This window comes from Actinomycetes bacterium (assembly GCA_036510875.1).
Lineage (GTDB): Bacteria > Actinomycetota > Actinomycetes > Prado026 > Prado026 > DATCDE01.
Map to the genome: position 1 here is coordinate 1 of DATCDE010000020.1, position 13,164 is coordinate 13,164.

The following is a 13,164-nucleotide window of genomic DNA, read 5'->3' on the forward strand; positions in this document are numbered from 1 at the left end:
GGGGCCGCCGAGCACGTCGAGCGCACCGGGCCGCACCGACGACAGCCAGCCGGCCGTCGGCGACGGCAGGGCCGACCCGGTGAGCAGCACGAGCTGCCCCAGGGTGCCCCCCGGCAGCGCGTCGACCACCGGGTCAGTGCCCGACGCCAGCGTCACCCGGGCGGTCCCCACCGAGGAGGCGAACGCGGTGGCCACGGCCACCGCCGTGTCGTACCGGCTCGCGCCGCCCAGCCGCGCGGCTCCCGGCAGCGCGGCCGCGACGGCCGCCGACACCGCGCCGACCCCGCCGAGCACCGTTGTCCTGCGAACCTGCAGCGCGGTCAGCGCGTCCGTCGTGGCCACCGGCAGCCGGCCCGGCTCGGTGAGCAGGATCGGCCGGGCCAGGTGGGTCGCCGGCCCGGCCGCCGACAGGGCGTCCACCAGGTTCGCGGTCGCCCCGGACGCCACGAAGGCCGAGCCGTCGCCGCTGCCCACGGCCCGGGCCACCAGCGCGGCGGTGTCATAACGCGAGGCGCCGCCGATCCGGGTGACGTCGGTGACGCCGAGCGCGTGCAGCTGGGCCAACACCGCGTCCGACACGGCGCCGACCGCACCCACCACGACGGCCCGCACGACCCCACGCCGGGAGATGTCGGCCGCGACCGCCGCCGGCAGCGCAGCCGGCGTCGTCAGCAGCAGCGGGGCGCCGAGCTGGCCGGCCAGCGGCGCGGCCACCAGCCCGTCGACCAGGTTGGCCTCAGCCCCGGAGGCGAGGACGACGGTCGTCGCGCTGGGCGCCGCGCGCGAGCCGATGGCCACGGACGTCGTGTACCGGTCGGTGCCGGAGACCCGGGTGGCCGGGCACCCGGTCAGCGGCGTCACGCCGGCCTGGAACACCTCCACCGTCCAGGACAGGCTGGCGGACGGAGTCCAGCTGCTGGTCCCCGCCCGCAGCGTCATCCGGTACAGCCCCGGCGGGGCCGGGGCACCCGCGACGGCGCCGTCCCACTGGGCCACCACCGGTTGCGCGCCCGCCCCCGAGCCGGTCGCCACCGCCGCGCCGGTGCAGACGTCGGTGACCGCCAGCTGCCACCACTGCATGCGCGCGGGGCGAGCGACCCCGACGAACGCACCCGTGGCACCGGCTGCGTGGAACGGCCCGGGCGCGACCTGCGTGGTCAGCCCGGCGGGGGTGGCGACCGCGTCGTCCAGCCAGGACGTCGGCCCGGAGACCAGCACCGGACGCGCGGCCGGGTCCAGCCAGCGCAGCATGGCCACCATGGCCGGCTCCGGCATGCTGATGCAGCCGGCGGTGGCCCCCGACCCGTTGACGTGCAGGAAGATCCCGCCGCCCTTGCTGGTGTCCGGCGCCTGGTAGGCGGCCGGCAGGTTGTAGTCGACGACGACGGCGTACTTGTACTGCTGGCTGGTGCTCGAGTAGTAGTCCGTCAGGTGCTCGGCCCAGTCGGCGCGCCACCGGGCAGACGCCGATCGCGCGGCCTGGAAGGTGTTGTAGCTGCCCGGGTCGCGCGGGTCGTAGACCCACCAGTCGGAACTGTCGAACTGCCGGTAGGACAGCGTGGCCCCCGGGTTCGGGGCGCCTCCGAAGGCCCACGGCAGGGCGAAGATCCCGGCCGGCGTCGTCCCGGTGCTCTGCAGCCGGGTCGCAGCGTCGTGCATGCCGCCGAACCCGACCCGCCCGCTCACGGCGGGCAGCGCCGCGTGCCAGGGCGAGGACGCGTCGGCGCGCTCGAAGAACTCAAGGGTCGCCGAGGTGGACGACCAGGTCGACGACCGCGCCAGCACCACCTGCAGCGTGGACGCCGGCACCGCGAACCGGTGGACCTGGTCCAGCGACGTACCGGCGGCGGCCGCGGAGGCCACCGGGCCGGTGAGTGGGACGACCAGCACGCTCAGGACCGACGCGAGGGCGAGCCAGACCCGATGCAGCATGCCCGGCACCCTACGTTCCCCTTGTCCCCATTCTCCCCGCCCCTCCCGGATGAAGGGTCCCTTCGGGCGGGAACGGGGCGGACGGCACTGGCGCGACAGATACCCCCCGGGGTATAGTTCGTAGCCCACCCGTTTACCGAGGAGCAGCTGCCCCATGGTCGAGCACGTCTCCGTGCTGGAGCTCGTCGAGGCGATCAGTCGCGACGAGGCCTATGTTGTCGACGTCCGCGAGAGCTACGAGTACGAGGCCGGCCACGTGCCGGGTGCGGTGCACGTGCCGCTGTTCCTCCTGCCGCTCATGCACACCGAGTTCCGCGTTGACCGCCCTCTCTACCTGATCTGCGAGACGGGCAACCGCAGCTACCAGGCAGGGCTGTTCCTGGCAAAGAACGGCATCGCGTCGCGTAACGTCGAGGGTGGAACCTCAGCGTGGCGCTTGACCGGAAACCCAATCGTCACCGGGAGTGCAGCAGCATGAGCGTGCAGATCGAGATCATCGAGACCCCGAACCTCGGCGACCGTTCCTACGTCGTCTCGCTGGACGGCGTCGCCGTGGTCGTCGACCCGCAGCGCGACATCGACCGGGTCCGGGCGGTTCTCACCGCCAAGCCCCTGACCGTCAGCCACGTCCTCGAGACCCACATGCACAACGACTACGTGAGCGGTGGGCTCGAGCTGGCCAACCTGCTGGGCGCGACCTACGTCGTCCCGGCCGGCCATGACATCGCCTACGAGGCCGTCCAGCTGGCGGACGGCGAGACCTTCACCAGCGGCGCCATGGCCTGGCGGTCGGTCCATACCCCCGGCCACACCCCGCAGCACCTGTCGTACGCGGTGTCGGTCGACGGCCGCGACCAGGCCGTGTTCACCGGCGGCTCGATGCTGTACGGCAGCGTCGGCCGGCCCGACCTGATCGGCCCCGCGCACACCCTGGGCCTGGCGCACGACCAGTGGCGCTCGATCCACAAGATCGTCGACCAGGTCGCCGGCGACGCGTCGGTGTTCCCGACCCACGGCTTCGGCAGCTTCTGCAGCGTGACCGCGACCGTGGGCCTGGAGTCCACCGTCGCCCAGCAGCTGCGGAGCAACCCGGCGCTGCTGCTCTCCGAGCACGACTTCGTCGACGAGCTCATCGCCGGTCTGGACGCCTACCCGACCTACTACGCGCACATGGGCCCGGCCAACGTCTCCGGCCCAGCGCCGATCGACCTGACGCTGCCGGGTCTGGCGGACGCCGACGAGCTGCGCAAGCGGATCGACGCCGGCGAGTGGGTCATCGACCTGCGCTCGCGCACCCTGTTCGCCCAGGGCCACCTGCGGGGCACCCTCTCCTTCGACGGAGTCGGCAACGCGGTGACCTACATCGGCTGGCTGATCCCGTGGGGCACCCCGGTGACCCTGCTGGGCGAGACCGCCGAGCAGGTGCAGGACATGCAGCGGCAGCTCGCCCAGATCGGCATCGACCGCCCGGTCGCGCATGCGACCGGCGAGCCGCAGGCCTGGGCGACCTCGGCCGAGGACGTGCTGTCCTTCCCGCGGACCGACTTCACCGGCCTGGCGACGGCCATGACGGGCAACGCCGAGCTGCTGGTCCTGGACGCCCGGCGCAGCCTGGAGTGGCGCGACGGTCACGTCGCGGGCGCCAAGCACCTGCCGATCCACGAGATGCTCGACCGCATCGAGGAGGTCGCCACCTGGAGCCGCGCCGCGGCGCACGCCGGGCGCGACGCCGCGGTGTGGGTCTACTGCGGCAGCGGCTTCCGCGCGGCGGCCACCTGCTCGCTGCTCGAGCGGGCCGGCATCCCGACCGTGCTGGTGGACGACGGCTTCGACCAGGCGGCCAACCGCGGCGTCCCCGTGGTGACCGAGCAGGAGCCGGAGGAGACCCAGCGCTTCGGAGCGGCGGTCACGGCGTGAGCCTGTTCGACCGCTTCCGCACCCCGAAGGTCCCGGCCGAGGAAGGCCGCCAGCTGGTCAGCAACGGCGCCGTCCTGCTGGACGTCCGGGAGTCCGCCGAGTGGAACGCCGGGCACGCTCCCCAGGCCACCCACCTGCCCCTGTCGCGGCTGGCCGAGGTGGGCCGCAAGGTGCCGGCCGGCAAGAAGGTCGTTGTGGTCTGCCGCTCGGGCAACCGGTCGGCGCACGTGACCAAGGCGCTCATCAACCAGGGCTACGACGCTGTGAACCTTCGCGGCGGCATGCACGCGTGGCACTCGGCCGGAGGCCAGCTGGTCGACCGCAAGGGACGGCCCGGCGTCGTCGCGTAGCCGTGGCCTAGTCGATGACCGGGACCCTGGGTTTGGCCCTCCTCGTGGGGGCCACCTTGGGTCTGGTCATGGGTCTGCTCGGCGGGGGCGGCGGGGTGCTCGGCATCCCGCTGTTGGTCTACGGCCTCGGTCTGACCGCCCAGCAGGCCACCACCACCTCGCTGGTGATCGTGGCGGCCGGCGCGCTCGCGGGCGTCATCCCGCACACGCGCGACGGCCGGGTCGACTGGCGGACCGGACTCGGCTTCGGGCTGCTCGGCACCGTCGGGGCGCTGGTGGGCTCCCGGCTCTCCGTCTCGGTCCCTGAGCGTTTCCTGCTGGGGTCGTTCGCGCTGCTGCTGGTGATCGCCGGCTGGTCCATGCTGCGTCGGCAACGCGCGGACGACCCCGACCGGCCGCTGCAGGCGCCCGCCCGGTGGCCCGGCGTGGTCGCCGTCGCCACCGGGGTGGGGCTGACGACCGGGTTCTTCGGCGTGGGCGGCGGGTTCATCGTGGTGCCCGCGCTGGTCACGGCGCTGCGCTTCCCGGTGCGGCGAGCCGCGGCGACGAGTCTCGTGGTGATCCTGGTCAACTCGCTGGTCAGCCTGCTGGCGCGGGGGTCGATGGCGACGCTGGACCTCGGACTGACCCTGACCCTGGTGGTGGCCGCTGCGCTCGGCGCGGTGGGTGGCGCGCTGCTGTCACCCCGGATCCCGGCCCCCACCCTGCGGAAGTCCTTCGGCGGCCTCACCCTGGCGGTCGCCGCCTACATGGCCGCCCAGGTCGCCCTCCTCGGCTAGCTGTTCTGTCGTTCGCCTCACGAACGCGATCGCGGCAACGAGGACATGCCGGAGCGCGCGGACGGCCTGCGGACGGCCGAGCCGACGCCGCTCAGGCGGTCGCCACGGGGGCGAGGGTGATCTCGACCGCCGGGGGCTCCCGCAGCGTGTTGTGCACCGAGCAGTGCTCGATGGCCTCGTGGAAGGCTTCCTGGTGCCCCGCCGGCAGGCCAGGGGCCTCGACCGACAGCTGGATCCGGGTCACCCGCGTAGGCGGCAGCGCCCACTTGTACCGGGTGTGCACGCTCACCTGGTCCGGCAGGCCGTTGGCCCGCAGGTACTTGCCCGCGTAGTAGCCGATGCAGCCGGCCAGCCCGGCGATGAACAGCTCGGTGGGGGTGGGCCCGGTGTCGGTCCCCCCGGCCTTCACCGGCTGGTCGACGACCACCGAGTGCTCACCGAAGGTGATCTCGTAGGCGTCTCCGCCACGTGAGGTGACGACGATGTCGCGCGCCATCCGCCGGCCCCTAGGAGAGCGACAGGAACAGCTTCTCCAGCTGCGCCTGGCTCATCGGGGGCTCCTTGCCCTGCTCGATCGCGGTCTGGCACTGCCGCATGCCGCTGGCCACGACCTTGAACCCCGCCTTGTCCAGCGCCCTGGACGCGGCTGCCAGCTGGGTGACGACCTCACCGCAGTCCCGACCATCCTCGATCATCGCGATCACGCCGGCCACCTGGCCTTGCACCCGGCGCAGCCGGTTGACGACGTCGCGCTCGACTCCCTCGTCGACCTGCACGGGGTCCTCCTCGCCTTGGGAACGTCTCACATCATACCCCCGGGGGTACGTCGTCGGAGCCGATCGCGTGTCCCGCCAACCGTTCGACCGCCTTGGCCAGCGCGTGGTTGCCCTCGCCGCCGAGCCCCGCCTGCTGCAGAGACCGATAGAGCTGGAACACCATGGACGTCGCGAGCAGTGGAACCCCGAGCTCGTCGGCGGCCTCCAGGACCAGCCGCAGGTCCTTTTGCTGCAGGTCGATGGTAAAGCCCGGTCGCCAGTCCCGAGCCGCGACCTGCGGCCCGCGGTTGGCCAGCATCCAACTGCCGGCCGCGCCGCCCTGGACCGCCGCGATCGTCGTCGGAAGGTCCAGGCCGCCGGCGTCCGCGAGCAGCAGCGCCTCGCTGACCCCCAGCATGGTCACCACGACGAGCACCTGGTTGACCAGCTTGCAGGTCTGCCCGGCCCCGACCGGACCCACGTGCGTCACGGTCCGGCCGATCGCCGCCAGCACCGGCCGGGCCTCCTCGAGGTCCTCCGCGGCTGCCCCGACCATGATCGACAGGGTGCCCTGAGCCGCTCCCTCGCTGCCCCCGGACACCGGCGCGTCGAGGAACCGCACCCCGGCGGCAGCCAGCTCGGCCGCGATCCGCCGGGTGGCGGCCGGTGCGATCGTGCTGGCGTCGACGACCAGCGTCCCGGGTCGGGCGCCTCGCATCACCCCTCGCGGGCCGAGCACGACCTCCACGACGTCCGGGGTGTCGCTCACGCACGTGAGGACGACGTCGCAGGACCCCGCCAGCTCGGCCGGGTCGGCCGCAGTACGGGCCCCGGCGGCCGCCAACGGCGCCATCCGGGCCGCCGTCCGATTGTGCACCACGACGTCGAACCCGGCGCCCAGCAGGTTGTGGGCCATCCCCGAGCCCATGATCCCCAGGCCCACCACGCCCACGGTCGTCATGGACGCAGCGTAGGGGGCGGACCAGGCTGGACGGGGCTCAACCCGCAGCAGCCCCTGCCCTGATGGTCGTCCGTTCGCTACGGTGATCGTTGTGCGGCTGCAGGCGTTGGGAGACCTCTCGTACGAGGTGCGCACGGCGACTCTGCTCGAGCAGTACGCCGCGCTTCCTCCGGGCGCGCCCGTCCGGCTGGCCAAGCGCACCTCGAACCTGTTCCGTCCCCGCACGGCGGCCACCGCCCCCGGCCTGGACGTCGCCGCCTTCGACGGCGTGCTGTCGGTGGACCCGGTCGCCCGTACCGCCGACGTCCAGGGCATGACGACCTACGAGCACCTGGTCGACAGCACCCTGCCGCACGGGCTGATGCCGTTCGTCGTCCCCCAGCTCAAGACGATCACGCTGGGCGGCGCGGTCACCGGGCTGGGCATCGAGTCGTCCTCGTTCCGCAACGGGCTGCCGCACGAGTCGGTGCTCGAGATGGACGTGCTCACCGGAGACGGCCGAATCGTCACGGCCCGCCGGGACAACGAGCACCGCGACCTGTTCTTCGGGTTCCCCAACTCCTACGGCACCCTCGGCTACGCGCTGCGGCTGACCATCGAGCTGCAGCCGGTGCGCCCGTTCGTCGAGCTCGTGCACCGGCGCTTCTTCGGCGCCGGCACGTTCTTCGCGGCCATGGCGGACGTCGTGGCCACCGGAAGCCACGAGGGTGCCACCGCGGACTTCCTCGATGGCACCGTGTTCGGCGCCGACGAGATGTACCTGTCGGTGGGCCGGTTCGTCGACACCGCCCCGTACACCGGCGACTACACCGGCATGGACATCTACTACCGGTCCATCCAGGCCCGCCGCACCGACTACCTGACCGTCCGCGACTACCTGTGGCGCTGGGACACCGACTGGTTCTGGTGCTCGCAGGCGCTGCAGGTGCAGCGGCCCGCCGTCCGCCGGCTGGTGCCCAAGCGCTATCTCGGCAGTGAGGCCTACCAGAAAGTGGTGGGGTTCGAGCGCCGGCACGGCTGGGTGGCCCAGGTCGACCGGTGGCGCGGCCGGCCCGAGCGCGAGCCGGTGATCCAGGACGTCGAGATCCCCATCGAGCGCTCCGCGGAGTTCCTCGACTTCTTCCGCCGCGAGATCGGCATCTCCCCGGTGTGGACCTGCCCGCTGCGCCAGCGCGACCCCGGTGACCACTGGGACCTCTACGCGTTCGACCCGGCCGCCAGCTACGTGAACTTCGGCTTCTGGTCGTCCGTGCCGGCGCGCGGCGGCGACGCCGAGGGGCATTCCAACCGGCTGATCGAGGCCGAGGTCGAGCGGCTCGGCGGGCGCAAGTCCCTGTACTCGACGTCCTACTACGACCCGGCCGACTTCTGGCGCATCTACAACGGGACGGCGTATGACGTACTAAAGAAGACCTACGACCCGGAAGGGCGGTTGCTCGACCTGTACGACAAGTGCGTCCTGCGGAGGTGACCATGGCACTGGCGGAGATCTTCGAACGGATCGTGGGCGATGGCGCGGGGATCCGTTTCACCGCGTACGACGGCAGCTCGGCCGGGTCGCCCGACGCCGAGGTGACCCTGGAGCTCCGCTCACCGGTCGCGCTGCAGTACATCGTGACGGCGCCCGGTGACCTGGGCCTGGCCCGCGCGTTCGTGAGCGGCCACCTGGCGGTGCACGGCGACGTCTACCGCGCGCTGTACGGCCTGGTCCAGTACTCCCGGCAGGACGTCCCGTGGTCGGAGCGGATCGAGCTGCTGCGTGGCCTCGGCACGGGGGTCCTCCGCCGGCCGCCGGTCCCGCCGGAGGAGGCGCCCCACCCCTGGCGGCGTGGCCGCCGGCACTCCAAGGACCGGGACGCCGCGGCCATCGCGCACCACTACGACGTGTCCAACCGGTTCTACGAGGTTGTGCTGGGCCCGTCGATGGCCTACACCTGCGCCGTCTACCCGACCCTCGAGGCCTCCCTCGAGAACGCCCAGGCCGAGAAGTTCGACCTGGTCTGCCGCAAGCTGGGCCTGCAACCGGGCATGCAGCTGCTCGACGTCGGCTGCGGCTGGGGCGGCATGGTCCGGCACGCGGCGCAGCACTACGGCGTGCAAGCGCTGGGCGTGACCCTGTCGCGGCAGCAGGCCGAGTGGGCGCAGAAGGCGATCGCGGACGACGGCCTCACCGGGCAGGCTGAGGTCCGCTTCAGCGACTACCGCGACGTCACCGAGGCGAACTTCGACGCCGTGTCATCGATCGGGCTGACCGAGCACATCGGGCAGAAGAACCTGCCGGCGTACTTCTCGTTCCTGGCCTCCCGGCTGCGGCCGGGCGGGCGGCTGCTCAACCACACGATCACCCGGCCCACCAACATGGAACGGGCCCGTGCCGGCGGCTTCCTGGACCGCTACATCTTCCCGGACGGCGAGCTCGAGGGCCCCGGCTACATCCAGTCGGCCATGAACGACCACGGGTTCGAGGTGCGGCACCAGGAGAACCTGCGCGAGCACTACGCCATGACGCTGCGGGACTGGGGCGCCAACCTGGTCGCCGGCTGGGACGACGCAGTGGCCGAGGTGGGGCTGCGCAAGGCCCGGGTCTGGCAGCTGTACATGGCGGCGTCCCGGGTCGGTTTCGACACCAACCGGATCCAGCTGCACCAGATCCTCGGCGTCCGGCTCGGCAACGACCACCGGAGCGGGATGCCGCTGCGCCCGGATTGGGGCGCTTGAGCGGCGCACTGCCCCGGTCCCGGCTAGCGTGGCGAGAAGTCGGCAACCGATCAGGGAGTGGCCCCATGAAGAGCACCATGCAGGACGTCCCGCTGCAGATCTCCCGGCTGCTGGAGTACGGCGCCACGACGCATGCGACGTCCACCGTGTCCACCTGGACCGGTGACAGCGCCCGCACGATCACCTATGCCGAGGTGGGCGCGCACAGCGCGCAGCTGGCCAACGCCCTGCGCGGGCTGGGCATCACCGGTGACCAGCGGGTGGCCACCTTCATGTTCAACAACACCGAGCACCTCGAGGCGTACCTCGCGGTGCCGTCGATGGGTGCCGTGCTGCACACGCTGAACGTCCGGCTGTTCCCCGACCAGCTCGCGTACATCGCCAACCATGCCGAGGACAAGGTCATCATCGTGGACGGTGCGGTGCTGCCGCTGCTGGCCCGCGTGCTGCCGCAGCTGGAGACCGTCGAGCACCTGATCATCAACGGACCGGCCGACACCTCCGTGCTGGCCGGGACGTCCCCCCAGGTGCACGACTACGCCACCCTCATCGCCAGCCAGCCGACGACCTTCGAGTGGCCGGACGTCGACGAGCGGGACGCCGCCGCCATGTGCTACACGAGCGGCACCACCGGCAACCCCAAGGGCGTCGTGTACAGCCACCGATCGATCTGGCTGCACTCCATGCAGGTGTGCATGAAGGAGTCGTTCGGGCTCAGCGACACTGACGTCGTGCTGGCGATCGTCCCGCAGTTCCACGCCATGGCCTGGGGGCTGCCCTACGCGGCGCTGATGTCCGGGGCCTCGCTGATCATGCCGGACCGGTTCCTTCAGGCGGCCCCGCTGACCACCATGATCGAGCAGCTGCGGCCGAACTTCGCCGGTGCCGTCCCGACGATCTGGAACGACCTCGAGCACCACCTGTCCGCCAACGGCGGGGACATCTCCTCGATGCGGGAGGTCGCGGTCGGCGGCTCGGCCTGTCCGCCGGCGCTGATGCGGGCCTTCGACGACCGGGGCGTGACGATCATCCACGCGTGGGGCATGACCGAGACCTCGCCGCTGGGCTCGGTGGCTCGGCCGCCGCGGGGCGCGGAGGGCGACGACGCCTGGCGGTACCGGACCACCCAGGGCCGACTGCCCGCCTCGGTGGAGGGCCGGCTGGTCGGCCCGGATGGCGGCCTGATGCCGCACGACGGCCAGGCCGTGGGCGAGCTCGAGGTCCGCGGGCCGTGGATCACTGCGTCGTACTACCACGACGACGACCCGTTGAAGTTCCGCGACGGCTGGCTGCGCACCGGGGACGTCGGCACGCTGACCGCCGACGGCTACCTGACCCTGACCGACCGGGCCAAGGACGTGATCAAGTCCGGCGGCGAGTGGATCTCCTCGGTCGAGCTGGAGAACGACCTGATGGCCCACCCGGAGGTCGTCGAGGCGTCCGTCGTCGGCGTCCCGGACGAGAAGTGGGGCGAGCGGCCGCTGGCCACGGTGGTGCTGCGCGAGGGGTCGACCGTCACTCTGGCGGACCTCAAGGCGTTTCTGGGCGACCGGCTGGCCAAGTGGCAGGTACCCGAGCGGTGGGCGGTGATCACCGAGGTGCCCAAGACGTCGGTGGGCAAGTTCGACAAGAAGGTGCTGCGCCGCCAGTACGCCGAGGGCGAGCTGGACGTCAAGACGGTCGACTAGCTCCTCGAGCGGTGCAGCTCGCGGACGCCGTCCGGCTCGGCCACCAGGACGACGTCGGCTAGGCCCAGGAACAGCCCGACCTCGACGACGCCGGCCCGCTCCTGCAGCCTGCGGAGCACCGCCGCGGGGTCGTCCAGGGGGCCGAAGTCGGCGTCCAGGATCCAGTTGCCCTCGTCGGTGACGAACGGTCCGGAGCCGTCGGCCCGCTGCCGCCAGCTGGCCCGGGCCCCCAGCGACTCGAGGAATGCCTGCTCGGGACGGCGGGCCATGCGCACCACCTCGACCGGTATGGCGAAGGTCTCCCCCAGCGCGGTGACCAGCTTGCTCGGGTCGCAGACGATGACCAGCCGGTCGCTGACCTGGGCCACGATCTTCTCTCGCAGGTGCGCGCCGCCGCCGCCCTTGACCAGGTCCAGCGCCGGGGACACCTCGTCGGCGCCGTCGATGGTGAGGTCCAGCCGCGGGTCGTCGTCCAGCGTGGTGAGCGGCACGCCGCAGGTCAGCGCCTCGACCCGGCTGGCCTCGGACGTCGGCACGCCGGCGACGTCGGTCAGCGCGCCGGACGCGAGCAGCCCGCCGAGCCGGCGGATCGCCCACACCGCGGTGCTGCCGGTGCCGAGTCCGATGCGCATGCCCGATCGGACGTACCGGTCGACGGCGGTCTCGCCGGCTCGCTGCTTGGCTGCCGCCTGGGGGTCGTTGGTCACGGCCCTATCTTTGCTGGCCGGGACGGCGGACAGGTAGCCTGTCCGCGCGGTCCAGCGGGCCGCGGGGAGGCGTCGCCTAGTGGCCTATGGCGCCGCACTGCTAATGCGGTTGGGGGCTTCAACCCCCTCGAGGGTTCAAATCCCTCCGCCTCCGCCGATCGGGGTGGTCAGACCCCTGTCAGGTCTCGCCGCCGATGTCGGACTCGTAGGCCTCGTACAGCAGGTCGCCGCCGGTCTGCCGGTGGTGGGCGATCAGCGCGAGAAGCGTCGTCCCGGCTTGGCGGACACCCTCCACGTCGACGTCGGCGCCGTCCATGGTGGCCCTCAGTAGGTCGTCGATCTGCGTCCGCATCGTCTGGTGCTCGGTGGTCAGCCGGTGGACGGCGGCGGCCAGCCGCGGCGCGTCCTTCAGGATCCGGATGTACAGCCCGTCCTCCCCCTCGGTCACGAGCACGTGCACCTTCAGGTCGTGGTCGAGCTCGGCCAGCGCCGTGTACACGCGGACCGCCCAGGTGGGGCGTACCGCGGGGGCGGCCAGGGCCTGCTCGAGCGCACCCATTCCATGCCGCAGCTCGGCACGCTGTGCGGCGACCGAGTTGAGCAGCTCGGCGGGTTCCATCGCGACACCTCCCGGGGCTGGCTCCTAGCCTTCAGCCTATGACCAGCCGGGGGTCTGCCGAGGCGGAAGTCGGGACGCCGCTGGGTCCTCCGCGTCCCGGAGGCGCGGCTCCGGGCGGCTGGTCGGCGTCGACGCGACGAGGGGGCTCGCGCCGCTGGGGATGATGGCGGTCCACGTCTACCCGGGACGGGAGCTGGACGGCTCGGTGTCCCTGGCCGAGCGGATCGCCGGCGGTCGGTCGGCGGCGGCCCTCGCCGTGCTGGCCGGTGTGGGGCTGGCGCTGGCCACGGGCGGCCCGCGCGCGCCGACCGGGCGCCGCTGGGCCGGCTACGGCGCGGGGATCGCGGTGCGGGCGCTGGCGATCGGGGCCATCGGGCTGGTGCTGGGCTACCCGGACTCGGGCGTCGCGGTGATCCTGCCCTACTTCGCCCTGCTGTTCCTGCTAGCCATCCCGCTGCTGCCGCTGCGTGCTCCGGCGCTGGGATGGCTCGCGGCCGGGGTGGCTGTCGCCGTGCCCCGCTCAGCCAGGCGGCGCGGGCCAGTTTCGGCCCGCCGGACTACGGCAACCCGACCGTCGCCACCCTGCTCGAGGCTCCCCGGGCGCTGCTGCAGACGCTGCTGGTCACCGGCTACTACCCCCTGCTGGCGTGGACGGCATATGTCGTCGCCGGCCTGGCCGCCGGGCGGCTGCGCCTCACCAGGGCGCGGACGGCGTGGGGGCTGCTGGCCGTGGGGTCC

General features: G+C 72.5%; 14 protein-coding genes and 1 tRNA gene. 9 read left to right on the forward strand and 6 right to left on the reverse strand.

The window, feature by feature from the left end:
- Positions 1-1,932: cell wall-binding repeat-containing protein (locus VIM19_01215; protein HEY5183534.1), on the reverse strand; the 1,932-nt coding region annotated here is incomplete at its 3' end.
- A gap of 154 nt (positions 1,933-2,086) precedes the next feature.
- Here VIM19_01215 and VIM19_01220 point away from each other — a divergent pair.
- From VIM19_01220 to VIM19_01235, 4 genes are read left to right on the forward strand one after another with little or no spacing between them, the layout of a single operon-like run.
- Entirely contained in the window at positions 2,087-2,410 is a 324-nt protein-coding gene (locus tag VIM19_01220; protein HEY5183535.1) for a rhodanese-like domain-containing protein, read from the forward strand.
- Entirely contained in the window at positions 2,407-3,849 is a 1,443-nt protein-coding gene (locus VIM19_01225; protein HEY5183536.1) for an MBL fold metallo-hydrolase, read from the forward strand. Before VIM19_01220 ends, VIM19_01225 begins: the two co-directional genes overlap by 4 nt.
- Positions 3,846-4,199, forward strand: coding sequence for a rhodanese-like domain-containing protein (locus VIM19_01230; protein ID HEY5183537.1), 354 nt, complete (start codon positions 3,846-3,848; stop codon positions 4,197-4,199). The genes VIM19_01225 and VIM19_01230 overlap by 4 nt, the downstream gene beginning before the upstream one ends.
- Before the next feature lie 14 nt (positions 4,200-4,213).
- Positions 4,214-4,978 carry a sulfite exporter TauE/SafE family protein gene (locus VIM19_01235; protein ID HEY5183538.1) on the forward strand — a complete coding sequence of 255 codons (765 nt, stop codon included), beginning with the start codon at positions 4,214-4,216 and terminating at the stop codon, positions 4,976-4,978.
- Positions 4,979-5,069: 91 nt separating this feature from the next.
- Here the strand turns inward: VIM19_01235 and VIM19_01240 are convergent, their stop codons facing one another.
- From VIM19_01240 to VIM19_01250, 3 genes are read right to left on the reverse strand one after another with little or no spacing between them, the layout of a single operon-like run.
- Complete coding sequence (locus VIM19_01240; protein ID HEY5183539.1) at positions 5,070-5,474, reverse strand: OsmC family protein; 405 nt, start codon at positions 5,472-5,474, stop codon at positions 5,070-5,072.
- A 10-nt stretch (positions 5,475-5,484) separates the two neighbouring features.
- The gene (locus tag VIM19_01245) at positions 5,485-5,754 is read right to left on the reverse strand and encodes a metal-sensitive transcriptional regulator (GenBank protein ID HEY5183540.1); all 270 of its coding nucleotides are present in this window, start codon (positions 5,752-5,754) and stop codon (positions 5,485-5,487) included.
- 31 nt (positions 5,755-5,785) lie between these two features.
- Positions 5,786-6,694: an NAD(P)-dependent oxidoreductase gene (locus VIM19_01250; protein HEY5183541.1), complete on the reverse strand. Its 909-nt coding sequence runs from the start codon at positions 6,692-6,694 to the stop codon at positions 5,786-5,788.
- 127 nt (positions 6,695-6,821) lie between these two features.
- Between VIM19_01250 and VIM19_01255 the strand changes: the two genes are divergently transcribed.
- The 3 genes from VIM19_01255 (at position 6,822) to VIM19_01265 (ending at position 11,100) form a co-directional block, all read left to right on the forward strand.
- Positions 6,822-8,165, forward strand: a complete 1,344-nt coding sequence (locus VIM19_01255; GenBank protein ID HEY5183542.1) for an FAD-binding oxidoreductase — start codon at positions 6,822-6,824, stop codon at positions 8,163-8,165.
- 2 nt (positions 8,166-8,167) lie between these two features.
- Positions 8,168-9,412, forward strand: a complete 1,245-nt coding sequence (locus VIM19_01260; protein HEY5183543.1) for a class I SAM-dependent methyltransferase — start codon at positions 8,168-8,170, stop codon at positions 9,410-9,412.
- A gap of 65 nt (positions 9,413-9,477) precedes the next feature.
- Entirely contained in the window at positions 9,478-11,100 is a 1,623-nt protein-coding gene (locus VIM19_01265; protein ID HEY5183544.1) for a fatty acid--CoA ligase, read from the forward strand.
- Here the strand turns inward: VIM19_01265 and rpiA are convergent.
- The gene (rpiA, locus tag VIM19_01270) at positions 11,097-11,807 is read right to left on the reverse strand and encodes a ribose-5-phosphate isomerase RpiA (protein ID HEY5183545.1); all 711 of its coding nucleotides are present in this window, start codon (positions 11,805-11,807) and stop codon (positions 11,097-11,099) included. The genes VIM19_01265 and rpiA overlap by 4 nt on opposite strands.
- Positions 11,808-11,872: 65 nt before the next feature.
- Here rpiA and VIM19_01275 point away from each other — a divergent pair.
- Positions 11,873-11,961 (forward strand) — tRNA-Ser (locus VIM19_01275).
- Positions 11,962-11,985: 24 nt separating this feature from the next.
- Here VIM19_01275 and VIM19_01280 read toward each other — a convergent pair.
- A complete protein-coding gene (locus VIM19_01280) occupies positions 11,986-12,426 on the reverse strand; it encodes a hemerythrin domain-containing protein (protein HEY5183546.1) in 441 nt (146 codons plus the stop codon).
- A gap of 483 nt (positions 12,427-12,909) precedes the next feature.
- Here VIM19_01280 and VIM19_01285 point away from each other — a divergent pair.
- Positions 12,910-13,164, forward strand: a 255-nt coding sequence (locus VIM19_01285; GenBank protein ID HEY5183547.1) for a hypothetical protein, incomplete at its 3' end; no start/stop codon positions are given.